At 71.2% G+C, this 22,312-nt stretch carries 20 protein-coding genes and 2 pseudogenes; 16 read left to right on the forward strand and 6 right to left on the reverse strand.

The features are described from left to right. Positions 1-6 precede the first annotated feature (6 nt). A complete protein-coding gene (locus O7597_RS19605; protein ID WP_269739290.1) occupies positions 7-948 on the forward strand; it encodes a sporulation protein in 942 nt (313 codons plus the stop codon). 20 nt (positions 949-968) lie between these two features. On the opposite strand, the gene leuE is transcribed toward O7597_RS19605, so the two are convergent. Further along, positions 969-1,631, reverse strand: a complete 663-nt coding sequence (leuE, locus tag O7597_RS19610; protein ID WP_281580356.1) for a leucine efflux protein LeuE — start codon at positions 1,629-1,631, stop codon at positions 969-971. Next, positions 1,628-2,863, reverse strand: coding sequence for a bifunctional pyridoxamine 5'-phosphate oxidase family protein/GNAT family N-acetyltransferase (locus O7597_RS19615; RefSeq protein ID WP_281580357.1), 1,236 nt, complete (start codon positions 2,861-2,863; stop codon positions 1,628-1,630). Before O7597_RS19615 ends, leuE begins: the two co-directional genes overlap by 4 nt. A gap of 34 nt (positions 2,864-2,897) precedes the next feature. On the opposite strand from O7597_RS19615, the gene O7597_RS19620 reads away from it, so the two are divergent. The 12 genes and pseudogenes from O7597_RS19620 (at position 2,898) to rny (ending at position 15,423) form a co-directional block, all read left to right on the forward strand. Next, positions 2,898-4,238 (forward strand): aminotransferase class I/II-fold pyridoxal phosphate-dependent enzyme, encoded by a 1,341-nt coding sequence (locus O7597_RS19620; protein ID WP_281580358.1) that lies wholly within the window; start codon positions 2,898-2,900, stop codon positions 4,236-4,238. 257 nt (positions 4,239-4,495) lie between these two features. Next, a complete protein-coding gene (locus O7597_RS19625) occupies positions 4,496-5,377 on the forward strand; it encodes a transposase family protein (RefSeq protein WP_281580359.1) in 882 nt (293 codons plus the stop codon). Positions 5,378-5,589: 212 nt separating this feature from the next. Beyond that, positions 5,590-6,291, forward strand: a complete 702-nt coding sequence (locus tag O7597_RS19630; RefSeq protein ID WP_269739285.1) for a UdgX family uracil-DNA binding protein — start codon at positions 5,590-5,592, stop codon at positions 6,289-6,291. Positions 6,292-6,360: 69 nt separating this feature from the next. Then, positions 6,361-6,996, forward strand: a complete 636-nt coding sequence (locus O7597_RS19635) for a hypothetical protein (protein ID WP_281580360.1) — start codon at positions 6,361-6,363, stop codon at positions 6,994-6,996. Between the two features lie 20 nt (positions 6,997-7,016). Beyond that, complete coding sequence (locus tag O7597_RS19640; RefSeq protein WP_281580361.1) at positions 7,017-8,156, forward strand: acyl-CoA dehydrogenase family protein; 1,140 nt, start codon at positions 7,017-7,019, stop codon at positions 8,154-8,156. A 68-nt stretch (positions 8,157-8,224) separates the two neighbouring features. Beyond that, positions 8,225-9,607 (forward strand): MFS transporter, encoded by a 1,383-nt coding sequence (locus O7597_RS19645; RefSeq protein ID WP_281580362.1) that lies wholly within the window; start codon positions 8,225-8,227, stop codon positions 9,605-9,607. A 4-nt stretch (positions 9,608-9,611) separates the two neighbouring features. Further along, complete coding sequence (locus O7597_RS19650; protein ID WP_269739281.1) at positions 9,612-9,812, forward strand: DUF3046 domain-containing protein; 201 nt, start codon at positions 9,612-9,614, stop codon at positions 9,810-9,812. 185 nt (positions 9,813-9,997) lie between these two features. Then, positions 9,998-10,612, forward strand: a pseudogene (recA, locus tag O7597_RS19655) (recombinase RecA); the annotation flags it as partial. Positions 10,613-10,615: 3 nt separating this feature from the next. Beyond that, positions 10,616-11,464: pseudogene (locus O7597_RS19660) on the forward strand (recombinase RecA); the annotation flags it as partial. Positions 11,465-11,635: 171 nt separating this feature from the next. Further along, complete coding sequence (locus tag O7597_RS19665; protein ID WP_269742610.1) at positions 11,636-12,136, forward strand: hypothetical protein; 501 nt, start codon at positions 11,636-11,638, stop codon at positions 12,134-12,136. Positions 12,137-12,145: 9 nt separating this feature from the next. Then, on the forward strand, positions 12,146-12,883 hold the full coding sequence (locus O7597_RS19670) for a regulatory protein RecX (RefSeq protein ID WP_269739280.1): 738 nt from the start codon (positions 12,146-12,148) through the stop codon (positions 12,881-12,883). A gap of 773 nt (positions 12,884-13,656) precedes the next feature. Beyond that, positions 13,657-15,423, forward strand: coding sequence for a ribonuclease Y (gene rny, locus O7597_RS19675; protein WP_281580363.1), 1,767 nt, complete (start codon positions 13,657-13,659; stop codon positions 15,421-15,423). Between the two features lie 61 nt (positions 15,424-15,484). Here rny and O7597_RS19680 read toward each other — a convergent pair whose 3' ends face one another. From O7597_RS19680 to O7597_RS19695, 4 genes are all read right to left on the reverse strand, one after another. Further along, complete coding sequence (locus tag O7597_RS19680; RefSeq protein WP_269739277.1) at positions 15,485-16,381, reverse strand: amino acid ABC transporter permease; 897 nt, start codon at positions 16,379-16,381, stop codon at positions 15,485-15,487. After that, the gene (locus O7597_RS19685; protein ID WP_269739276.1) at positions 16,381-17,055 is read right to left on the reverse strand and encodes an amino acid ABC transporter permease; all 675 of its coding nucleotides are present in this window, start codon (positions 17,053-17,055) and stop codon (positions 16,381-16,383) included. Before O7597_RS19685 ends, O7597_RS19680 begins: the two co-directional genes overlap by 1 nt. An 81-nt stretch (positions 17,056-17,136) precedes the next feature. Further along, positions 17,137-18,003, reverse strand: coding sequence for a glutamate ABC transporter substrate-binding protein (locus tag O7597_RS19690; protein WP_269739275.1), 867 nt, complete (start codon positions 18,001-18,003; stop codon positions 17,137-17,139). A 60-nt stretch (positions 18,004-18,063) separates the two neighbouring features. Then, a complete protein-coding gene (locus O7597_RS19695) occupies positions 18,064-18,810 on the reverse strand; it encodes an amino acid ABC transporter ATP-binding protein (RefSeq protein ID WP_269739274.1) in 747 nt (248 codons plus the stop codon). Between the two features lie 188 nt (positions 18,811-18,998). Here O7597_RS19695 and selD point away from each other — a divergent pair, with 188 nt between their 5' ends. From selD to miaB, 3 genes are all read left to right on the forward strand, one after another. Continuing rightward, positions 18,999-19,988: a selenide, water dikinase SelD gene (selD, locus tag O7597_RS19700; protein ID WP_281580364.1), complete on the forward strand. Its 990-nt coding sequence runs from the start codon at positions 18,999-19,001 to the stop codon at positions 19,986-19,988. A 217-nt stretch (positions 19,989-20,205) separates the two neighbouring features. Further along, the gene (locus O7597_RS19705) at positions 20,206-20,685 is read left to right on the forward strand and encodes a hypothetical protein (protein ID WP_281580365.1); all 480 of its coding nucleotides are present in this window, start codon (positions 20,206-20,208) and stop codon (positions 20,683-20,685) included. Positions 20,686-20,770: 85 nt separating this feature from the next. After that, the gene (miaB, locus tag O7597_RS19710) at positions 20,771-22,267 is read left to right on the forward strand and encodes a tRNA (N6-isopentenyl adenosine(37)-C2)-methylthiotransferase MiaB (protein WP_164445608.1); all 1,497 of its coding nucleotides are present in this window, start codon (positions 20,771-20,773) and stop codon (positions 22,265-22,267) included. Positions 22,268-22,312: the final 45 nt, after the last annotated feature.

Genomic DNA, 22,312 nt, shown 5'->3' on the forward strand with positions numbered 1-22,312 from the left:
TAACGGGTGCGGCTGACGGGGGTGTCACCGGGATCGGGCGGAACGGGCCTGACGGTGCAGACCGCGCTGGCCAACCCGAGCACCCGTCCCGGCCTGCGCCTGCCGGGGCGGGTGAACCTCATCGCCGACTCCGTCGACGTACCGGTCCGGCACGTCCGGCTCGGCCTGGTCAGCACGGTCGAGCCGGACGACCCGGAGGCTCCCCGCCGGCTGGTGCAGTTCCATCAGGCCCAGGTGGCCGGCGCGATGGTGCTGCGGGCCGGACGGGCCCGGTCGATCCCGTTCGAGTTCCCGGTGCCGTGGGAGACGCCGGTGACCACGCTGGGTGGGGTGCCGTTGCTCAGCCTGCGGATGGGACTGCGTACCGAGGTGGCGGTCGACGCCACCCTGGACCAGGGGGCGATGGTGCCGGTTCTGGTCCATCCGCTGCCGACCCAGCAGCACATCCTCGCCGCCCTGGACACGCTCGGCTTCCGCGTCCGCCAGTCCGGCCTGGTCGACGGCCGGCTACCCGGCGTGGCGCAGGCCCTGCCCCTGCACCAACGGTGGGGCTTCTGGGTCGGTCCGCTCTACGCCGGGCCGATCACCGAGCTGGAGGTGATCTTCGTGACCAACTCCGCCGGCCTGGAGGTGATCCTCTGGTGCGACCGGCGGCTGGCGCTGGCCGGAATCACCCACACCAGCATCAGCCGGTTCCGGATCTGGCACGCCGGCGTCGACCAGCGGGACTGGGTGAGCACCGTCGACGGGTGGCTGCGCGAGGCGATCAACCGGCACGCCGCCGCCGCGGCCCACGCCGACTGGTCAGCCCCCGTCCCCGAGTCGGCTCACGTCAGCCGCCCACCCGACCGGCCGCTGCCGCCCGGCCCGACAGTTGGTGGCGACGCGGGCGGCGCGGGTGTCGGCGGCGGCGAGGGCGGTGGCGGCGGTGGTGGCGGTGGCACGTGAGGCCGCCGCCCAGCCGCCACTCACCCCTGGGCGAGCTTGAGGCCGAAGCCGAGGAAGAGCGCACCCACCGCGCTCGTCGCGCCGGCCGCCAGCCGGCGACGCCGACTGAACTGGGCGGCCAGGAAGGTGCCCGCGAAGATCAACGCGGTCAGGTAGAGCGCGCTGGTCACCTGGGCGATCAGACCAAGCAACAGGAACGACAACGCCGGCCAGGGATAGGTCGGGTCGACGAACTGGATGAAGAACGAGACGAAGAACAGGATCGCCTTCGGGTTGAGCAGACTGATCACCAGGGCCTTGCGGAACGGGCTGCGCATCGCGGCCGGCTCCGCGGCGTCGATCAACCGCGGGGTGGTCGGGTCGTTGCGGTCCCGCCAGCGTCGCCACGCCCCGCGCAGCATGGTCAACCCCACATAGCCCAGGTACGCCGCGCCCGCGTACTTGATCACAAGGAAGATCGGCGGGTACGCCTTGAGCAGCGACGCCACTCCGGCTGCGGAGAGGAACATCAGGATCGCGTCACCGACCCAGACGCCGCTCGCCGCCTGGTAGCCGACGCCGACGCCACGACGTGCGGCGGTGGAGAGGACGAACAACGAGTTGGGGCCGGGCAGCAGCACGATGGCCACGGTGCCCAGCACGTACGTCCAGAGGTCGGTGATTCCCAGCACGTCCGACATCATCGGGCCGACATGGGCTGGGCACGAAGCCTTTCCCGCAGGCTGACCTGTGCTTTCGGCCACTCGTCGACGGTCATCGAATACTGCACGGTGTCCCGCCACGAGCCGTCCGGCCGCAACCGGTGCATCCGCAGCACCCCCTCCCGGGTCGCGCCGAGCCGCTCGATGGCGCGCTGCGACCGCTCGTTGCGGATGTCGGTGTGCCAGACCACCCGCACCGCGTCGAGTTCCTCGAAGGCGCGGGCGAGCAGCAGCAGCTTCGCCTCGGTGTTGATCCCGGTACGCCACCACGGCCGGCCGAGCATGGTGTGTCCGATCGTCACCGACCGACGCGCCGGATCGATCTCGTAGTACGAGGTGGAGCCGACCACCGCGCCGGTGACCGCGCACCGTTGCACCCAGGCGACCCGGTGCTGGTCGGAGAGGGCCTCGGTGATCACCTCACGAACCTGCCCCGGCCCGGTCGGCAGCGGTCGGGTGAGGTGCCGCCAGACCTCGGCGTCGGCGGTGGCGGCGTACAACTCGTCGGCGTGTGCCAGGTCGAGCGGCTCCAGCAGCACGTGGGCGCCGCGCAGCGCCGCCGGTTCGTGCCAGGGCGAGCGGCGCGGGCGCAGGTACGTCGGCAGCGGCGCGGTGACCCCGGCGTCCGGCTCCGGCCGGCCGGGGGTCAGCCGCAGCGGCACCACCCCGGCCCAGTGCGCCAGGTCGAGATCGGCCGGGTCGTCGCGTACCCCGCCGGCGCGGGTGCGCAGCGACACCTCCGTCAGCGGCAACGCCAGCACGGCGGTCTCGGCCAGCTCCCGCCGGCTCGGCGGTCGGCTGTCCGCCGCGCGGCCGGTGCCGACCTTCTCCACCAGGGCGGTCAGCACGTCGGCCTTCTCGATCTGGTCGGTGACCGGTTGTGCGGTGCCGTGCGCGACCACCGACCGGTAATTGGCGCTGTGGTGGAACTGGGAGCGCCCGTAGACCAGCCCGTCGAGCAGGGTGACCGCGACGCACACCGCAAGGCCGTCGGCGCGGGCCGCGAGCAGCGGCCGGCTGCCGGTGGAGCCGTGCAGGTAGAGCGTGTCCCCGATGCGCACGTGCAGCGTGGGCAGCACCCGGGGCTCACCGTCCACGGTGAACCCGAGCGCGCAGTGGTACGCCTCGTCGAGCACGGCGTGCGCGGCGGCGCGGTCGTAGCTCATCCGGTCCTGGGAACGGCTGGCGGTGGTGCGGGTGGTCTGCGGGTACATGCCTCCACCTTTGTTCTAGTACAATCCCATCTTTGTGTCAGCACGCTATCAGGTTGCCGGAGCGACGGCCGTCGAGATTTCGGCCAGCATCGAATCCGCCATCCGCGACGCCACCCTCGCCCCCGGCGACCCACTGCCACCGGTGCGCACGCTCGCCGCCGACCTGGCCGTCAGCCCCGCCACCGTCTCCCGGGCCTACGCCGAGCTGCGCCGTCGCGGACTCGTCGTCACCGCCGGCCGGCACGGCACCCGGGTACGCCCCCGACCGCCGGTCGCCGCCCGCCGAGCCGCGCTGCGCCCGCCGCCCGCACCCGGCCTGCGTGACCTGTCCCGAGGTCAACCCGACCAGCGGTTGCTGCCGCCGCTGCGCCGGCACCTGGCCGCCCTCGCCGACACCGTCGGCGACCCGGTGGGCTACCCCGACCTCGGTGTGCTGCCCGAGATGACCGAGGCGGCCGGGGCTCGACTGGCCGCCGACGGGGTACCGGCGCCCGGGCTGACCCTCACCGGCGGCGCACTGGACGGCATCGAGCGCCTGCTCGACGCGCACCTGCGCCACGGTGACGCGGTCGCCGTGGAGGATCCGGGCTGGGCCGGCCTGCTCGACCTGCTGGCCGCCCTCGGGTTACGGCCGATCGGGATGCCCGTCGACGACGACGGGCCGATCGTCGCGGGCGTGGCCGCCGCCCTCGACGCCGGAGCACGAGCGCTCATCGTGACCAGCCGAGCCCAGAATCCCACCGGCGCGGCAATCTCCGCCGACCGGGCCGACGCCCTACGCGCCCTGCTCGCCGGCCGGGCCGACCTGCTGCTGATCGAGGACGACCACGCCGCCGAACTGGCCCGCGTACCGCTGCACCCGCTCGCCGGAGCCACCACCCACTGGGCCTTACTCCGCTCGGTCAGCAAGCCCTTCGGCCCCGACCTGCGCCTGGCCGTGCTGGCCGCGGACGAGACCACGGTGGCGCGGGTGGCCGGCCGGGCGAGGGTCGGCACCGGCTGGGTCTCCACCGTGCTGCAACGCCTGGTGCTCTCGCTCTGGGCGGACCCGGAGACGACCGCCCTTGTCGACCGGGCGGCGCAGAGTTACGAACGACGGCGACACGCCCTGGTCACCGCCCTCACCGCCAGTGGCCTGCCCGCGCACGGCCGCACCGGCATCAACGTCTGGGTACCGGTGGACGACGAGACCAGCGCGCTGACCGTCCTGCGCGACGCCGGCTGGGTGGTCGCGCCGGGCGCGCTCTACCGGATCGCCGGCCCGCCCGGACTGCGCATCACCGTCAGCGACCTGCGCGAGGAGGAGATCCCGGCGTTCGCCGACACGGTCGCCCGCGCCGCCCGCCCCACCCTTTCACCGAACTTCACCGCCTGACCCACCCCGCACACGGACGCTGACGCGCGGAGGCGGCCGCAGCAACTTCCCTACTGTTGCCGCCTTGACCGGGTTCGAGGCGGCAACTTCCCTGAGGTAGTTCCATCCTGAATCCGCTGGTCAGTAGGTCTTGACCGTTGGGCGGTGGTGGGTGATTGAGCAGGTCCACGAAGAGATGATCTCCGGGTTGATCGTTTGCCCGGCACCAGCGTGGCCTGCATGACATACAGGTGAGCCCTCGGCCAGGGTGTTCGGTCGTGACACACAAAAACCCGCCGGCCGAGGACTCGCCGCTTGTCTACCAGTCCCGTCTGCCGCTGTCCACGAAGACACTGACCACGGTCACCACCGCCATCCGCCGTCACCGAGCCCAGGTGCGCTCACGATGGCGGAAGCTACCCGACCACACCGCAGCAGCGATCGTCCTCGCAGTGCTGCGTCACGACCAACGCCCGACCGACCTGGCCGCCGCCAACGGCATCTCCGCCAACACCGTCCGCCGCTGGGTCAACCAGGTGATCACCACCCTCGCCGCCCAGATGCCCCGACTGTCCCGGATCCTGCGCCGCGCCCGCCACCACACACAGGTGGTCCTGCTCGACGGCACCCTGATCCCCGTCCAACGCCCCCGCGACCGACGCCGCCGCCACGCCCACTACAACGGCAAACACAGAACCTTCGGCCTGACAGTACTGGCCATCACCGACCTGACCGGAAACCTGCTGTGGATCTCCGCCGCCTACCCCGGCCGCACCGCCGAGATCACCGCAGCCCGCCGACACCGCATCCCCGCCCACCTACGCCACCACGACCTGGCCGCCATCTGCGACCTCGGCTTCACCAACCTCGACGACCAACCCGGCCCCTACCCCGGCCTACGACCACGCCGCCAACCCCCCGGCCGACCCGACGACCACCCCACCATCATCACCGGCCGCCGACCCGCCCGAGCCCACCCACTGACCCGCTACCAACACGCCGTCAACAACCTCATCGCAGGCGAACGCGCCACCAACGAACACGGCTTCGCCGACCTGAAGAACTGGCGCATCCTCCACCAACTACGCGGCAACCACCGCCACGCCACCACCCTGCTCCGCGCCCTCACCGTCCTGACCCAAAGCCACATCACCCGCTAACAACCAAACGGGGCATGCCAAACGATCAACCAAACGGGGCATGCCAAACGATCAACCAAAAGATCACCTACCCCGTAACCAGCCCACCCACCACCACCAACCCCACAGTCAAGACCCCCCTACCAGCCCAAACAGGATGGAACTACTTCCCTGATGTTGCTGCCTTGTCGCTGGCTCGCGTGGGCCGCACCGAACCGGGTAGAACAGTCGCCATGGCCGACACCGACACCGCGCCCGGCGCACAGCGGTTCATTCCGCCGCAGGCCGACACCCTCGACGAGCTGCGCGCGGCCGCCGCCGGCTGCCGGGGCTGCGAGCTGTACCGGGACGCCACACAGACCGTCTTCGGCCGGGGCGACGCCAGTGCCCGGGTGGTCTTCGTCGGTGAGCAGCCCGGCGACATGGAGGACCAGAAGGGGTTGCCCTTCGTCGGCCCGGCCGGTCGGCTGCTCCGCAAGGCGGTCGACGACGCCGGCCTGGACCCTGGACACATCTACCTCACCAACGCGGTCAAGCACTTCCGCTTCGAGCTGCGCGGCAAGCGGCGCATCCACCAGACCCCCGACCGGGTGCACATCACCGCCTGCCGGCCCTGGCTGGTCGCCGAGTTCGCCCAGCTGGCCCCCGAAGTGATCGTGGTACTCGGGGCGACCGCCGCGAAGGCGCTGCTCGGCCCGACGTTTCGGGTCACCCGTCAGCGCGGTGAGCTGCTGCCCTGGCCGGCCGCCGCCCAGCGCCCCGAGGACTTCCACCAGGTGCCGGTCGACAACGCCGGCCACGCCGCCGACGCACCATCGGCCCAGCTGCTGGCCACCATCCATCCGTCCGCCGTGCTCCGGGCCGACAACCAGGACATGGCGTACGACGGGCTGGTCGCCGACCTCACCGTCGTCTCCCGCGCGCTGACCGGCTGACCAGCCACCCTGGCCATCGACCATCCCTAGTGGAGATTGGTCGCCATGCCGGCGGGGTAGAACCAGCCCATGGCAGGTGATCGGACCGGACCGGTGGCGTTCCGTCGCATCCCACCGATCCTGCGGCCGGTGGTGCTGTGGGCAGCCGCCACTCCGCTCGCCGTCGGGTTCCGGCTGCTGTTCCGCGACCCCTGGGCCGAGGCGGTGCTCGCCGGTGCCATGTTCGTCCTGTTCCTGCTGCCAGCCTGGTTGTGGGCGTCGGTCCAGCCACAGTCGCGCGCGAAGCAGCCGACGTCGTCCGGCGCCGGGCCGGTGCCGGACGCGGTCCGACGCCAGCACGAACGCGACCGGCGCCGCGCGGACGAGCAGGCCCTGAACCGCGCCCTGCGGACGGGTGAACCACCCGAGGACGAGAGCCTCCGCGCCGAACTGCCGGCGTACCTCCGCTGGCGCGTCCGGGGCGCGGCTCTCGCGCTCGTCACGGGCCTGCCACTGCTCGCCGGGTTGATCCTGCTCGGCTGGCACGGCGGTGTGGAGCGGGCCTGGCCGGTCATGTACGCCCTGTTCGTGCCACCGCTCGCCGGTTGGGCCGGCTGGGTGCTGGTCAGGGCCGGCCGCCTCGGCCGACGGTTGAACGGCGATCACCACCCGCACGACCCGGCAGGCCCGCAGCGACCGGAGGAGGCCGTTGGGCGGTCCGCATGAGCGGTGCCACACTTGCCGCCATGCAGCAGCACCTCTACCAGCCCGACCACGACGAGTTCCGGGATCTGTGCCGGCGCTTCCTGGACCGCGAGGCCGTGCCGCACCACGACCGCTGGGAGGCCGACGGCATCGTCGACCGCGAGGTGTGGCGGAAGGCCGGTGCCGCCGGACTGCTCGGGCCGGACGTCGACGAGACCTACGGCGGCGGCGGACAGCGGGACTTCCGGTACAACGCCGTCCTGGTCGAGGAGATCGTCAACTCGGGCTGCTCCGGGCTCGGCTTCGGCCTGCACAACGACGTGGTCGCGCCGTACCTCACCGAGCTGACCACCGAGGAGCAGCGCCAGCGCTGGCTGCCCCGGTTCTGCTCCGGCGACCTCGTCACCGCCATCGCCATGAGCGAACCCGGCGCCGGCTCCGACCTGGCCGGCGTCCGCACCACCGCCGTCCGCGACGGCGACAGCTACCTGCTCAACGGGCAGAAGACGTTCATCACCAACGGTGAGCTGGCCGACCTGGTGATCGTGGTGGCCCGTACCGCCGACGAGGGCGCCCACGGCGTGAGCCTGATCGCGGTGGAGACCGGGACCGCCGGCTTCACCCGGGGTCGCCGGCTGGCCAAGGTCGGGCTGAAGGCCAACGACACCGCCGAACTCTTCTTCGACGACTGCCGGGTGCCGGCCGCCAACCTCCTCGGCACCGAGAACCACGGCTTCTACCACCTGATGGCCAACCTGCCCCGGGAACGGCTCAGCATCGCCGTGGCCGCGGTCGCCGCCGCGGAACGGCTGCTCGCCCTCACCCTCGACTACGCGCGTACCCGGGAGGCGTTCGGCCGGCCGATCGGGAAGTTCCAGCACAACCGGTTCCTCCTCGCCGAGATGGACACCGAGGTCACCATCGCGCGGACCTTCGTCAACCACTGCGTGGCCGAGTTCAACGCCGGCCGGCTGTCGGTGACCGACGCGGCCAAGGCCAAGTGGTGGACCACGGAGTTGCAGAACCGGGTCGCCGACCGGTGCGTGCAACTGCACGGCGGCTACGGCTTCATGGCGGAGTACCCGGTGGCGCGGGCCTGGCTGGACAGCCGGGTGCAGACCATCTACGGCGGCACCACGGAGATCATGAAGGAGATCATCGGCCGCGGCCTGGGGCTGTGACGAAAACCGGGCTGCCGACCGTCGGTCGGGTGCGAAAGGATGGTCACCCCTTACCAAGGAGCCTCCCGTTGGCCACTGACCTGACGACCACACCGGCGCACCCGGACGTCGCGCCCATCCAGCGGCGCACCCTGCGGCTGCTCTTCACCACCCAGGTCGTCGGCGGCATCGGCGTGACCATCGGCATCGCCGTCGGCGCCCTGCTCGCCGCCGAGATCGCCGGCACCGCCGTGGCCGGCCTGGCGCAGAGCGCCGCCGTGGTCGGTGCGGCCCTGCTCGCCGTCCCGGTCACCCGGATCATCACCGGGCACGGCCGCCGCCCCGGCCTGGCCGTCGCGTACCTGGTCGGGGCGCTGGGCGGGGCGCTCGTCGTGCTCGCCGCGGCGACCCGGTCGGTTCCGCTGCTCTTTCTCGGGATGCTCCTGTTCGGCGGCGGCTCCGCCGCCAACCTCCAGGCCCGCTACGCCGCGGTCGACCTCGCCGAACCGGACCGACGCGCCCGGCAACTGTCGCTGATCGTCTGGGCCACCACCATCGGCGCGGTGGCCGCCCCGAACTTCGCCGCCCTCGCCGACCGCACCACCAGCGGCTGGGGGCTGCCGGCACTGTCCGGCCCGTTCGCGTTCAGTGCCGTCGCGTTCGTGCTCGCCGCCGGCGTACTGCTGCTGTGGTTGCGGCCCGACCCGCTGCTCACCGCGCGCCGGCTCGCGGCGGCCCGGGCCGGCGCGTCCGAGCCGACCCCGCCCGCTCCGCCACCGGCACCGGCCGAGCCGGCCCAGGCGGCGTCCGCGCTCGCCCCGGCCGGCCCGATCCCGGCGCCGGCCGCGCCGGCCCGGCGCGGCGGAGGCATGCGCGCCGCCTGGTCGGTGGTACGCGCCCGACCGGCCGCCCGGCTCGGCGTGTCCGCCGTGGCAGTGGGCCACCTGGTGATGGTGGCGGTGATGGCGATGACCCCGGTGCACCTGCGGGAGTACTACGCCGTCGACGAGGTGCTGCCGGTGGTCGGGCTGGTGCTGAGCCTGCACATCGCCGGCATGTACGCGCTGGCACCGGTGGTCGGTTGGCTCGCCGACCGGTTCGGCCGCCGCCCGGTGATCCTCGGTGGCATCGCGACGCTGCTGGCCGCCTGCGCGGTCGCCGGCACCGCCGGGCACCACACGCCCCGGCTCACCGTCGGGCTGATCCTGCTCGGGCTCGGCTGGTCGGCGACCATGGTGGCCGGCTCCACCCTGCTGTCGGAGTCGGTGCCGGACGAGGTGCGGCCCAGCGCCCAGGGGCTGTCCGACCTGCTCATGGGGCTGGCCGGCGCGTTGGCCGGAGCACTCAGCGGGTTTGTCATGCAACTCGCGGGCTATCCCGTGCTCACCCTGCTCGCCGCGGTCGCGGTGGCACCCCTGCTGGCGCTAGCGTTGCGTCCGGTGCCGGTGGGTGCACCGGACAGGAAGGACTGATCACGTGCGGCTGACCGACTTCTGGGCGCGCCTGGCCGAGGCGTTCGGGCCCGCGTACGCGGCCAGCATCGCCAGCGACCAGGTGTTGTCGGAACTCGGTGGGCGGACCATCGAGCAGGCCCTCAAGGCCGGCGTGGAGACGCACGTGGTGTGGCGTGCCGTGGTCGCGGCCTACCCCGACCGGGTCCCCACCCGACTACGCTGAGCGGCCGATTCGTTACTTCCGCGTGTCTCTTGCCGAGTCGTACACCTGTTCGGCTATTGTCCACAGCGAGGTGCTCGTCCACAGGCCACGGCCAGTCGGCTGGTTTTCTGTCGGACCCAGCGCCTAGCGTGTCCCGCGTGACGCGAAGCTCAGGAAAGACGCCGGCGAAGGCAGGGGTGGCAACGATGGCGGCAGGTCCTGACCGGGAGAAGGCGCTCGACCTTGCTCTCGCTCAGATCGACAAGCAGTTCGGCAAGGGCTCGGTGATGCGGCTGGGGGAGCGGCCGGTCATCCAGACCTCGGTCATTCCGACCGGTTCCATCGCGCTCGACGTGGCGCTCGGCGTGGGCGGTCTGCCCCGTGGCCGGGTCGTCGAGGTGTACGGCCCGGAGAGCAGCGGTAAGACCACGGTCGCCCTGCACGCGGTGGCCAACGCCCAGCGGGCCGGCGGCATCGCCGCCTTCATCGACGCCGAGCATGCGCTCGACCCGGAGTACGCCAGGGCCCTCGGTGTCGACACCGACGCCCTGCTGGTCTCCCAGCCGGACACCGGCGAGCAGGCGTTGGAGATCGCGGACATGCTGGTCCGCTCCGGCGCGATCGACATCATCGTGATCGACTCGGTCGCCGCGCTGGTGCCGCGCGCCGAGATCGAGGGCGAGATGGGCGACAGCCACGTCGGTCTCCAGGCCCGGCTGATGAGCCAGGCGCTGCGGAAGATCACCGGCGTGCTCAACAACACCGGCACCACCGCGATCTTCATCAACCAGCTCCGCGAGAAGATCGGTGTCATGTTCGGCTGCATGTCGTACTCGACCCGGGTCACGCTGGCCGACGGCACGCAGGAGAAGATCGGCAAGATCGTCAACCAGCGGATGAACGTCGAGGTCCTCTCCTACAACCCGGACACCGACCGGGTGGAGCCGAAGCGGATCACCAACTGGTTCAACAACGGCCCGGCGGAGCAGTTCCTCCAGTTCACCGTCGCCAAGTCGGGCGGCAATGGGCGGGCGCAGTTCGCCGCCACCGCCAACCACCTGGTACGCACTCCGGGGGGCTGGCGGGAGGCGGGTGAGTTGATCGCCGGTGACCGGGTGATGCTCGCCGAGTCACGCCGGCTCAGCGACCAGCAGTGGCAGGTCGTGCTCGGCTCGCTGATGGGTGACGGCGCCCTGTCGCCGAACCGCCAGGACCGCTCCGGTGTCCGCTTCCGGCTCGGCCACGGTGCACAGCAGGTCGACTACCTCGACTGGAAGGTCTCGCTGCTCGGCAACATCGGCCACTCCCGGCGCACCGATGCACGGGGCGCGGCTTTCGTCGACTTCACTCCGCTGCCGGAGTTGGGCGAGCTACAGCGCGCGGTCTACCTGGGCGACGGCAAGAAGCACCTCAACTGGGACTACCTCAAGGCGCTGACTCCGCTGGCGCTCGCGGTGTGGTACATGGATGACGGTTGCTTCACCGTCCGCTCCAAGGGCCTGCAGGAGCGCACGGCCGGCGGCTCCGGCCGGATCGAGATATGCGTCGAGGCGATGGCGGAGGGCAGCCGCGACCGTCTGGTGGAGCATCTGCGCGACGCGTACGGGATGGACGTGAAGCTGGTCGCCCGGGGGGCCCGGCAGACGGCGTCGATCGTCTTCACCACCGAGTCGTCGGCGAGGTTCCAGGAACTGGTCGCTCCCTACGTGCCGGTGGCGATGGAGGCCAAGCTGCTGCCGCGCTTCCGTGGCCAGTGTGCAGTCGAGCCGCAGTTCGTCCCGGCGGAGCTGATGCCGGTGCCGGCACGGGTCATCGATGTCCGGGTCAAGCCGAAGACCCGCTCGATGAACCGGTTCGACATCGAGGTCGAGGGCAACCACAACTACTTCGTCGACGGCGTCATGGTGCACAACAGCCCCGAGACGACGACGGGTGGTCGGGCGTTGAAGTTCTACGCCTCGGTCCGGCTCGACGTGCGGCGCATCGAGAGCCTGAAGGACGGCACCGACGTGGTCGGTAACCGGACCCGGGTCAAGGTTGTGAAGAACAAGGTCGCGTCCCCGTTCAAGCAGGCCGAGTTCGACATCATGTACGGCAAGGGCATCTCTCGTGAGGGTTCGCTGATCGACGTCGGTGTCGAGCAGTCGATCATCCGCAAGTCCGGTGCCTGGTACACCTACGAGGGCGACCAGCTGGGCCAGGGCAAGGAGAAGGCCCGCGAGTTCCTCCGGGAGAACCCGGACGTGGCCGCCGAGATCGAGAAGAAGATCCTGGAGAAGCTCGGCGTCGGGGTCGGCGCGGGCGACGCCGCCGGTGGCCCGGAGCTGCCGCCGGTCGACTTCTGATCCTGAGTCGTGGCAGGACGACGTGCCCGCACGGGGCGGGGCTGGGATGCCAGCCCGCCCCGCGCGGGTGACGCCACACCACGTCCCCGGCGGGGCCGCCGCGCCGCCGGAGGCCCCGCCGACCCGGATGACCCGTCGGACGCGTCGGGCCGGGCCGGTTCCGCCCGACGGGCCGGCGGCTCGGCATCCGGTGCCGCGGCAGCCGCGCCTCGTGACGAGGCCGAGGTGGCCCGGGAGATCTGTCTGCGGCAGCTCGCGGTGCGCCCGCGTACCCGTGCCGAGCTGGCCACCGTGTTGGCGCGGCGGGGCATCTCCGAGGAGACCGCCGCTCAGGTCCTCGACCGGTACGACGAGGTCGGCATCATCGACGACGCCGCGTTCGCCCGGGCCTGGGTGAGTAGCCGGCACGCCGGCCGTGGGCTGGCTCGCCGGGCACTGGCCAACGAGCTGCGTCAGCGCGGCGTGGACGGCGACACGGCCAGCGAGGCGTTGGACGAGCTGGACGAGACCACCGAGGCGGAGACCGCCCGCGCGCTGGTGGAGCGGAAGCTGCGGACCGCCCGGGGTGAGCCGGACGCGGTGTTCCGGCGGCTGGTCGGCATGCTGGCCCGCAAGGGCTACCCGGCCGGTGTCGCGATCCGGGCGGTGAAGGACGCGATCGCCGCGCAGAGCGCCGAGGCGGCCGAGTTCGCCGAGCAGATCGACGCCGACGCCCTCGCCGACGCCGAGGGTGAGATCGACCGCTGACCGCGCGTTCGTGCCGTCGTGCCGTCTCACCAATTGTGATCTCGCCCGGAGCCGTGGGCGATGCGACGAGCGCGGGTGCGACGCCCGCCTCCGTGACGTGACCAGCCCCGATGAGGTCAACTCGGTGTTGGTCGTTCGTCTTTTTTGCCCGCTGGCGTCCGAGTGTTCATTGGCGGAGGGTGACGAGTTAACTTCTCTCCGTCCGGGTGGTTTGATCATCTGTTCTTGACCGGAGGCCGGTTGAGACCTAGCCTCGCCATAAAGGCTCACATTGCCCGACCAAGCGCAGGCTAAGCGCACAACATAGATCCCGTAACAGAACAGCATCACTTTGGCCGGCACCTTCGGCCGCGTACGTCAGCTCCGGACGGGCCGGTCCGGGCTCGCGTGACACTGCACCCGGCCCGCCCACGGCCGTCAGGACGTCGGCGGAGGAAGCCAACCCACGGCCATGCGCTCCGGTCGGGCGTCCAGAGTCGCAGGAGCGTGCCCACCCGGCAGGCTGTTGCGGCGCGACGGTTCAGGGGAGGCGCGCCATGGCGAGGCGGCACAGGTTCACCGGAGTCCCGGCATGAGCGAGCGGAGCGGGCCGACCGTGAGGCTCTGTTCGGCGCTGCCCGCCAAGGGTGCGCGGCGGAACGGGGCGTCGGCATGAGGGCGGGGGCGGGTGCTCCCGGCGCGGCGGATTCCGGTGCCGGCGACGACGGTGAGCAGAGTTCCGGTCCACCTGCCGTTGCCGTGGTGGCCGGTGACGGTCCGGACGGAGCCGACCGGTGAGCGCCTTCGACGTCGTCATCCTGGTCGCCGTGCTGGTGCTGACCCTCGTGGTGCTCGGCGCGGTGCTGTTCGGGGTGCGGATTATGCGGGGGTTGCTGACGCGTCCGGCACCGGAGGACCCGGCGTACGTCGCGGAGAAGGACCGCCAGGAGCAGTCGCTGGCCGCCCTGCGTACCGCCGCTGACGAGGTGAACAGCACCATCGACGTGGCGAAGTCCGCGGCGGCGGCGGCTCGTGCCGAGGCGGCGGCGGCCAAGGCGGAGGCGAAGGCCGCGCGGGCGGAGGCGCGGCGGGTCCTCGACGACGCGCGCGCCGAGGCGGACACGGTGCTGGAACGGGCGCACAAGCAGGCCGAGGCGGACGCCGAGCAGTTGCGCACGGCGGCCCGGCGCAGCGGTGAACGGGAGGTGGCGGTGTTGGCCGCGACCACCCGGGAGCAGGCGGCCGAGGTGGAGCGGCGGGCGACCCGGATGGACGAGCGGGAGCGGCTGCACACCGAGGAGGTGGAGCGGCTCGCGGAGCGGGAACGCCAGCTCACCGCGGCCAACGCGGCGCTGGCGGCCCGTGAGGCGGCGCTTGTCGAGCGGGAGGCCGATCTCGCCGAGGTGGAGAACCAGCGGCGACGTGAGTTGGAGCGGGTCGCCGGGTTGACCGCCGACGCCGCGCGGGCCGAGTTGGTCGAGGCGATCGAGGGCCAGGCGAAGCGGGAGGCCGCGCTGCTGGTCCGGGACATCGAATCCGACGCGAGGTCGACCGCCGAGCAGCGGGCCCGGCACATCGTGGTCGACGCCATCCAACGGGTGGCCAGCGAGCAGACCGCCGAGAGCGTGGTCAGCGTGTTGCACCTGCCGGGCGACGAGATGAAGGGTCGGATCATCGGCCGGGAGGGCCGCAACATCCGCGCCTTCGAGTCGGTCACCGGGGTGAACCTGATCATCGACGACACTCCCGAGGCGGTGCTGCTGTCCTGCTTCGACCCGGTGCGCCGGGAGGTGGGCCGGTTGACGCTGGAGAAGCTGGTGCTGGACGGTCGGATCCACCCGCACCGCATCGAGGAGGTGCACGAGCTGGCCCGCCAGGAGGTCGACCAGCTCTGCCACCGGGCCGCCGAGGACGCCCTGGTGGAGGTCGGCATCACCGAGATCCACCCGGAGCTGGTCACCCTGCTGGGCCGGTTGCGCTACCGCACGTCGTACGGGCAGAACGTGCTCAAGCACCTGGTGGAGACCGCGCACATCGCCGGGGTGATGGCGGCCGAGCTGCGGCTGGACGTGCCGTTGATCAAGCGGTCGGCGTTCCTGCACGACATCGGCAAGGCGCTCACGCACGAGGTGGAGGGCAGCCACGCCATCATCGGCGCGGACGTGGCCCGTAAGTACGGGGAGAGCGAGGACGTGGTGCACGCCATCGAGGCGCACCACAACGAGGTGCCGCCGCAGACCGTGGAGGCGGTGCTGACCCAGGCGTCGGACGCCTGCTCGGGCGGGCGGCCGGGAGCGCGGCGGGAGAGCCTGGAGGCGTACGTCAAGCGGCTGGAACGCATCGAGGAGATCGCCGCCGGCAAGGTCGGGGTGGACAAGGTCTTTGCGATGCAGGCGGGCCGGGAGATCCGGGTGATGGTCAAGCCCGACGACGTCGACGACATCGGTGCGGCGGTGCTGGCCCGGGACGTGGCCAAGCAGGTCGAGGAGGAGCTGACCTATCCGGGGCAGATCCGGGTGACGGTGGTTCGCGAGTCCAGGGTCACCGAGATCGCCCGTTAGGCGTAAGGAAGGGCCCCTGCTCGCCGCAACGAGTCGAGCAGGGGCCCTTCCTTGACACCGCTCAGCCCTGCGGCTCGGAGACGGTGGCGCCGCCCTCGGGGGTGGAGTCCGCCGCTCCGGCCGGTGCGGTCTGCTTCGGTACCCGGAAGGCCCGGGCACCGGTGCGCCGGTCCAGCCAGCCGGCGAACCAGGTGAGCATCGAGTTGATCACGATGTAGATGACGGCGGCGACGATCGCGCAGGCGATGATGTTGCCGTAGTTGGCGGCGAGGTCGTTGACACCGCGCTGGAGCAGCTCCGGGTAGGCCACGATGTAGCCGAGCGCGGTGTCCTTGAGCAGCACCACCAACTGGCTGACGATGATCGGCAGCATGGCGCGGGCGGCCTGCGGGAGCAGGATGATCCGCATCACCTGGTTCTTGCGCATGCCGATCGCGTACGCCGCCTCGGACTGCCCGCCGGGCACGGCCCGGATGCCGGCCCGGAACGCCTCGGCGAGCACCGAGCCGTTGTAGAGGGTCAGGCCGATCACCACGGCCCAGAAGGCGGTCACCGGTCCCTGGATGAGGAACGGCACGCCGTAGAAGATGAAGAAGATCATCAGCAGCAGCGGGACGGCGCGGAAGAACTCCACCACCATGCCGGCCGGCACGCTGATCCACCAGCGGTCGGAGAGCCGGCCGAAGGCGAAGACGACGCCGAAGGCGAGCGACAGCGCCATGCCGACGCCAGCCGCCTTCAAAGTGGCCCACAGCCCCGGCAGGATGAACTGGGTCCAGGTGGCCGACCGGGTGAACGGCTCCCACAGCCGGGGCTCCCACTGGTTCGCCTGATCGAACTTCGTGTAGATCCAGTAGAGCAGGGCGAGCAGCGCGACGCCGAAGACGACGCTGAGCACCGCGTTGCGCACCTTGGCCCGGGGGCCCGGGTGGTCGTAGAGGACGTTGCTGGTGCTCATCAGCGCTTCACCGCCAGACGGTTGGCCAGCCAGCCGAAGAAGTAGCCGGTGGGGATGAGCAGTGCGGCGAACGTGCCGGCGAAGACCAGGAAGATCAGAATGACGGCGTTACCGTAGCTGTTGAGCAGGTCCTTCATGACGCTGGAGGCCTCGACGAGCCCGATGGTGCCGACGATCGTGGCGTTCTTGCAGAGCGCGATCAGGATGCTGCCGAAGGGCGCGATCACCGAGCGGGCGGCCTGCGGCAGCACCACGATCCGCAGCGTCTGCGCGAACGACAGCCCGATCGCCCGGGCCGCCTCGGCCTGGCCGGTCGGCACGGTGTTGATGCCCGAGCGCACCGCCTCGCAGACGAAGGCGGCGGTGTAGGTCGACAGGCCGATCACCCCGAGCCAGTAGATATTGACGTCGAGCTCCTGAGACAGGCTCAGCCCGAGGGTGGCGTACAGCCCGAAGTAGCAGAAGAAGACGACCAGGGTCAGCGGGGTGTTGCGGAAGATGTTGACCCAGGCCGCGCCGAAGCCGCGCAACACGGGTACGGGGGAGACCCGCATCGCGGCCAGCAGCACGCCGATGACCAGCGCGCAGACCGCGGACGCGCCGGTCAGCTTGAGGATCCAGACGAAACCCGACACGAATGCGTCGAAGTTCTCCGGATCGGTGAATACGTCCATGCTTCGGCTCCCGGGGCACGTGATGAGGGCCGGTGACAGGCCGGAGCCGGCACCCGTAACGGGTGCCGGCTCCGGTACCGGTCAGACAGCGCCGCAGTGGGTCATCTTGGTGGTGTCCAGCTCGGGCGCGGGGGTGCCACTCTTGCCCAGGGTGGCGTCCCAGGCAGCCTTGTAGCTGCCGTCCTCGGCGGCGGCCTTGAGGATCTCGTTGACCTTCTCGCAGCCGTCGGTGTCGTCCTTCTTCAGGCCGATGCCGTAGGGCTCGTCGGAGAAGGTCTGGCCGACCACCTTGAACTTGCCGGCGTACTGGTCCTGCGCGGCGTAGCCGGCGAGGATGATGTCGTCGGTGGTCACCGCGTCGACCTGACCGTTCTCCAGCAGCGGCAGGCACTTCGAGTACGCGTCGAACTGCTGCAGCTTGGCGTCCGGGTAGTTCTCGGTGATCCGCTTGGCCGGCGTCGAGCCGGTCACCGAGCAGACCGTCTTACCCGCCAGCTGGTCCGGGCCGGTGAGGGTGGAGTCCGACTTGACCAGCAGGTCCTGGCCGGCGATGTAGTACGGTCCGGCGAAGTTGACCTTCTGCTTGCGCTCGTCGTTGATGGTGTAGGTGGCCACCACCAGGTCGACGGTGCCCTGCTCGATGAAGGGCTCCCGGTTGGCCGACACGGTGGTCTTCCACTCGATGCCGCTCTCCTCGACGCCGAGGCCCTTCGCGATGATCTTCGCGATCTCGATGTCGAAGCCCTCGTACTGGCTGCCGGTCTGCAGACCCAGGCCGGGCTGGTCGGCCTTGACGCCGATGACCAGCTTGTTCTGGCTCTCCGCCTTGCCGACGATGCCACCGGCGCCCGTGCCGGAGCCGCCCTCGTCGCTGTCCCCGCCGCAGGCGGTCATCGCGACCGCGAGGCCGGCAACGGCGGCAACCGCCGCCATCCGCTTCATTCGCATACCTGATCTCCTTCTTCGACTGGAGCCGGCCGGGTCACGGCCCGCCCCACTACCGGACGCCTAATGGGTGAGGATCTTGGAGAGGAAGTCCTTGGCGCGCTCGCTGCGCGGGTTCGCGAAGAACTCCGTCGGAGCGGCGTCCTCGACGAGCTTGCCGTCGGCCATGAAGATGACCCGGTTCGCGGCGTGCCGGGCGAAGCCCATCTCGTGGGTGACCACGACCATGGTCATGCCGTCGCGGGCGAGCGAGGTCATCACGTCCAGCACCTCGCCGACCATCTCCGGGTCCAGCGCGCTGGTGGGCTCGTCGAAGAGCATCGCCTTGGGCTGCATGGCCAGCGCGCGGGCGATCGCGGCGCGCTGCTGCTGGCCGCCGGAGAGCTGGGCCGGGTACTTGTCGGCCTGGTTGGCGATGCCGACCCGGTCGAGCAGGGCCAGCCCTCGCTCCCGGGCCGCCGCCGGCTTCTCCTTGCGGACCTTGATCGGGCCGAGGGTGACGTTCTCCAGGATCGTCTTGTGCGCGAAGAGGTTGAACGACTGGAACACCATGCCGACCTCGCTGCGCAGCCTGGCCAGGGCCTTGCCCTCGGCCGGCAGCGCCTGCCCGTCGAAGGTGATGGTGCCGGAGTTGATCGGCTCCAGCCGGTTGATGGTGCGGCACAGCGTCGACTTGCCGGAGCCGGACGGGCCGATCACCACGACCACCTCGCCCCGGCCCACCGACAGCGAGACGTCGTCGAGTACGTGCAGCGGCCCGAACCACTTGTTGACCGAGTCCAGCACGATGAGCGGTTCGCCCGTCGCCACGTCGTCTGTCCTCCTCGTCGCTGTCGGGAGTCGGTCGACCCCCGGTAGCGGCCACTGTAGGCGGGGTGAAGTGGCGGAACACAACTCAGATGGTCACGGAGCGGTAACACCATGGATGATCCGACTCCGCCGTCCGAATTTGACCGACCCGGCTGGCGTCCCGCTCCCGTGACGGAGATCATGAGGAGATGACCGAGCCCGTGCGGCTGACCCGCTACGCCCGTGGCGGCGGCTGTGCCTGCAAGATCCCGCCGGGCGAGCTGGAGGCGATGGTGGCCGGTCTCGGCCCTACCGCCGGCACCGCCGAGCTGCTGGTCGGGCTGGACCACGGCGACGACGCCGCGGTGGTGAGGCTGGACGAGCGCACCGGCCTGGTGACCACGGCGGACTTCTTCACCCCGGTGGTCGACGACGCGTACGACTGGGGTCGGATCGCCGCCACCAACGCGCTGTCCGACGTGTACGCGATGGGCGGCAGCCCGCTGGTGGCGCTCAACCTGCTCTGCTGGCCGCGCGAGGTGCTGCCGCTGGAACTGGCCCGCGAGGTGTTGCGCGGTGGCCTGGACGTGGCCCGCGCGGCGGGCTGCCACCTGGCCGGCGGGCACAGCGTCGACGACGACGGCCCTAAGTACGGCCTGGCCGTCACCGGGCTGGTCCGACCGGACGAGCTGATCACCCTGGACGCCGGGCGGGCCGGACTGCCGCTGTCGCTCACCAAACCGCTCGGTGTCGGCGTGCTCAACACCCGCCACAAGAGCACCGGTGAGAGCTTCCCGGCGGCGGTGGCGGCAATGACCACCCTCAACCGGGACGCCGCGCGGGCGGCGGTGGCGGCCGGGGTGCGCTGCGGCACCGACGTGACCGGATTCGGTCTGCTCGGGCACGCCTCGAAGCTGGCCCGGGCGAGCCGGGTCACGGTGGCGATCGACACCGCCCGGGTGCCGTACCTCGACGGTGCCCGGGAGGCGGTCCGGGACGGGTACGTCAGCGGTGGTTCCCGCCGCAACCTGGAATGGGTGACCCCGTGGACGGACTTCGGCGCGGCCACCGAGCAGGATCGGCTGTTGCTGGCCGACGCGCAGACCTCGGGCGGGCTGCTCATCGCCGGGGAGATACCGGGCGCCCCGGTGATCGGTGAGCTGTTGCCCCCCGGCGAGCACCGGGTCGTCCTGCGCTGAACGCGGTGCTGCCAGGTCGCGTGCCGCTGCGTGGGAACGCGCACCATACCCGATAAACTGTCATCTTCCCGCTACCTGGAGCGACGATGCTCCGGGAAATTTGGGCCAGAATGGTCACAGACCGGTAACTTGCCCCCGGCTGGGGGCAAATGCCCCCCACCATCGTCGTAAGGCCCGATCCGGAGGCCGGTGGGGACGAGCACAGCGAGGAGACGGCATGACCGAGCTGTGGAACTGGAGAATCGACCAGGTACGACCGGTGGAGGTCTACCCGGCGCTGGCCGACGCGCTCGGTCGGGTGGTGATGCCACTGGCGGTGGCTGACCCGCTGCGGCTGCCGACGTACGCGGTGGTCTGCGACGTCTGGCAGGCGCCGGGGGAGTTCGCCACGATCGTGGACTGCTACGGCGTACCGGACGAGCTGCCCGAGCTGCCCAGCGTCGCGGCGCTGGCCCGGCTGCTCGGCCGCAACTGCCTGCTGCGGGACGACACCCTCGACGACACCCGGCACCTGCTGGTCGCTCCCGACGGCAGCATCCGCCCGGTGCACTTCGACGTGCGGGAGACCGACGACGGCGAGGTGCTCAGCGACCGCCGACTCTGCACCGAGGCGGACTCGCGCTGCCGGGGCTGGTCGCGCTGCCACCGCTCCCGCTGGGCGCCCGACTCGGTGAACCCCGCCCTGGCCGCCGCCTGAGGTCCTACGACGCCGCGGCGGGTCGGCTGCCGCAGTGCATCACGTTTGCGTCCGATTCCTCGGGCCCAGCTACGCTGTGCACGTCATGACTACCGCAGCGGCGGGCGGCCCGCGCACCTACCAGGTGCGCACCTACGGCTGCCAGATGAACGTGCACGACTCCGAGCGCATTTCCGGCCTGCTGGAGCAGGCGGGTTACGTCCGCGCGGGCGAGGCCGAGGACACCCCCGACGTGGTGGTGTTCAACACCTGCGCGGTCCGCGAGAACGCGGACAACCGGCTCTACGGCAACCTCGGTCACCTGCGTCCGGTCAAGAACCGGCACCCGGGGATGCAGATCGCCGTCGGTGGCTGCCTGGCCCAGAAGGACCGGGGCGACATCGTCCGCCGGGCACCGTGGGTGGACGTGGTCTTCGGTACCCACAACATCGGCTCGCTGCCGGTGCTGCTGGAGCGCGCCCGGCACAACGCCGCCGCCGAGGTGGAGATCCTCGAATCCCTCGACGTCTTCCCCTCGACGCTGCCGACCCGCCGCGAGTCGACCTACGCCGGCTGGGTGTCGATCTCGGTGGGCTGCAACAACACCTGCACCTTCTGCATCGTGCCGTCGCTGCGCGGCCGGGAGAAGGACCGCCGCCCCGGCGACATCCTCAGCGAGGTCCGGGCGCTTGTCGACGAGGGCGTGCTGGAGGTGACCCTGCTCGGGCAGAACGTCAATTCCTACGGCGTCGAGTTCGGCGACCGGTACGCCTTCGGCAAGCTGCTGCGCGCCTGCGGCGAGATCGACGGGCTGGAGCGGGTCCGGTTCACCAGCCCGCACCCGAAGGACTTCACCGACGACGTGATCGCGGCGATGGCCGAGACGCCGAACGTCTGCCCCTCGCTGCACATGCCGTTGCAGTCCGGCTCGGACGACGTGCTGCGCGCGATGCGCCGGTCGTACCGGTCGGAGAAGTACCTGGGGATCATCGAAAAGGTCCGCGCCGCCATGCCCGACGCGGCGATCACCACCGACATCATCGTCGGCTTCCCCGGCGAGACCGAGACCGACTTCGAGCGCACCCTGGACGTGGTCCGCGAGGCGCGGTTCGCCTCCGCGTTCACCTTCCAGTACTCCAAGCGGCCCGGCACCCCGGCCGCGAGCATGGACGGCCAGCTGCCCAAACAGGTCGTGCAGGAGCGGTATGAGCGGCTGATCGCCTGCGTGGAGGAGATCACCTGGGCGGAGAACCGCAAGCTCGTCGGGACGCCGGTCGAGGTGCTGGTCGCCGTCGGTGAGGGCCGCAAGGACGAGCGGACCGGCCGGATGTCGGGCCGGGCCTGCGACGGCCGCCTGGTGCACTTCGACGTGGGGTCGCTGGCGGGTGCGATCCGCCCGGGTGACCTCGTTGAGACCACGGTCACCTACGCTGCTCCGCACCATCTGAACGCCGACGGTCAACCCCTGTCGCACCGGCGGACCAGGGCCGGTGACGCGGTTGAGGCCGGACGGGTGCCGCGTACCGGCGGGGTGTCGCTGGGGCTGCCCACGGTGGGCGTGCCGCCGGCCGCGCCGCCGGCCGAGTCGGCCTGCGTACGCTGACCGAGCGCCGGGTCGAGTTCGGCAGGCGTCTACCGGCGTGAGGCA

It is taken from the genome of Verrucosispora sp. WMMC514 (assembly GCF_027497295.1).
Classification (GTDB): domain Bacteria; phylum Actinomycetota; class Actinomycetes; order Mycobacteriales; family Micromonosporaceae; genus Micromonospora; species Micromonospora palythoicola.

Coding starts and splice junctions, on each gene's coding strand:
- O7597_RS19615 (WP_281580357.1), bottom strand. CDS start 2,863: ATGTACCCGCAGACCACCCGCACCACCGCCAGCCGTTCCCAGGACCGG.
- O7597_RS19705 (WP_281580365.1), top strand. CDS start 20,206: ATGACCGAGCTGTGGAACTGGAGAATCGACCAGGTACGACCGGTGGAG.
- O7597_RS19630 (WP_269739285.1), top strand. CDS start 5,590: ATGGCCGACACCGACACCGCGCCCGGCGCACAGCGGTTCATTCCGCCG.
- O7597_RS19635 (WP_281580360.1), top strand. CDS start 6,361: ATGGCAGGTGATCGGACCGGACCGGTGGCGTTCCGTCGCATCCCACCG.
- O7597_RS19690 (WP_269739275.1), bottom strand. CDS start 18,003: ATGCGAATGAAGCGGATGGCGGCGGTTGCCGCCGTTGCCGGCCTCGCG.
- leuE (WP_281580356.1), bottom strand. CDS start 1,631: ATGATGTCGGACGTGCTGGGAATCACCGACCTCTGGACGTACGTGCTG.
- O7597_RS19680 (WP_269739277.1), bottom strand. CDS start 16,381: ATGAGCACCAGCAACGTCCTCTACGACCACCCGGGCCCCCGGGCCAAG.
- O7597_RS19685 (WP_269739276.1), bottom strand. CDS start 17,055: ATGGACGTATTCACCGATCCGGAGAACTTCGACGCATTCGTGTCGGGT.
- O7597_RS19640 (WP_281580361.1), top strand. CDS start 7,017: ATGCAGCAGCACCTCTACCAGCCCGACCACGACGAGTTCCGGGATCTG.
- O7597_RS19665 (WP_269742610.1), top strand. CDS start 11,636: ATGAACCGGTTCGACATCGAGGTCGAGGGCAACCACAACTACTTCGTC.
- miaB (WP_164445608.1), top strand. CDS start 20,771: ATGACTACCGCAGCGGCGGGCGGCCCGCGCACCTACCAGGTGCGCACC.
- selD (WP_281580364.1), top strand. CDS start 18,999: ATGACCGAGCCCGTGCGGCTGACCCGCTACGCCCGTGGCGGCGGCTGT.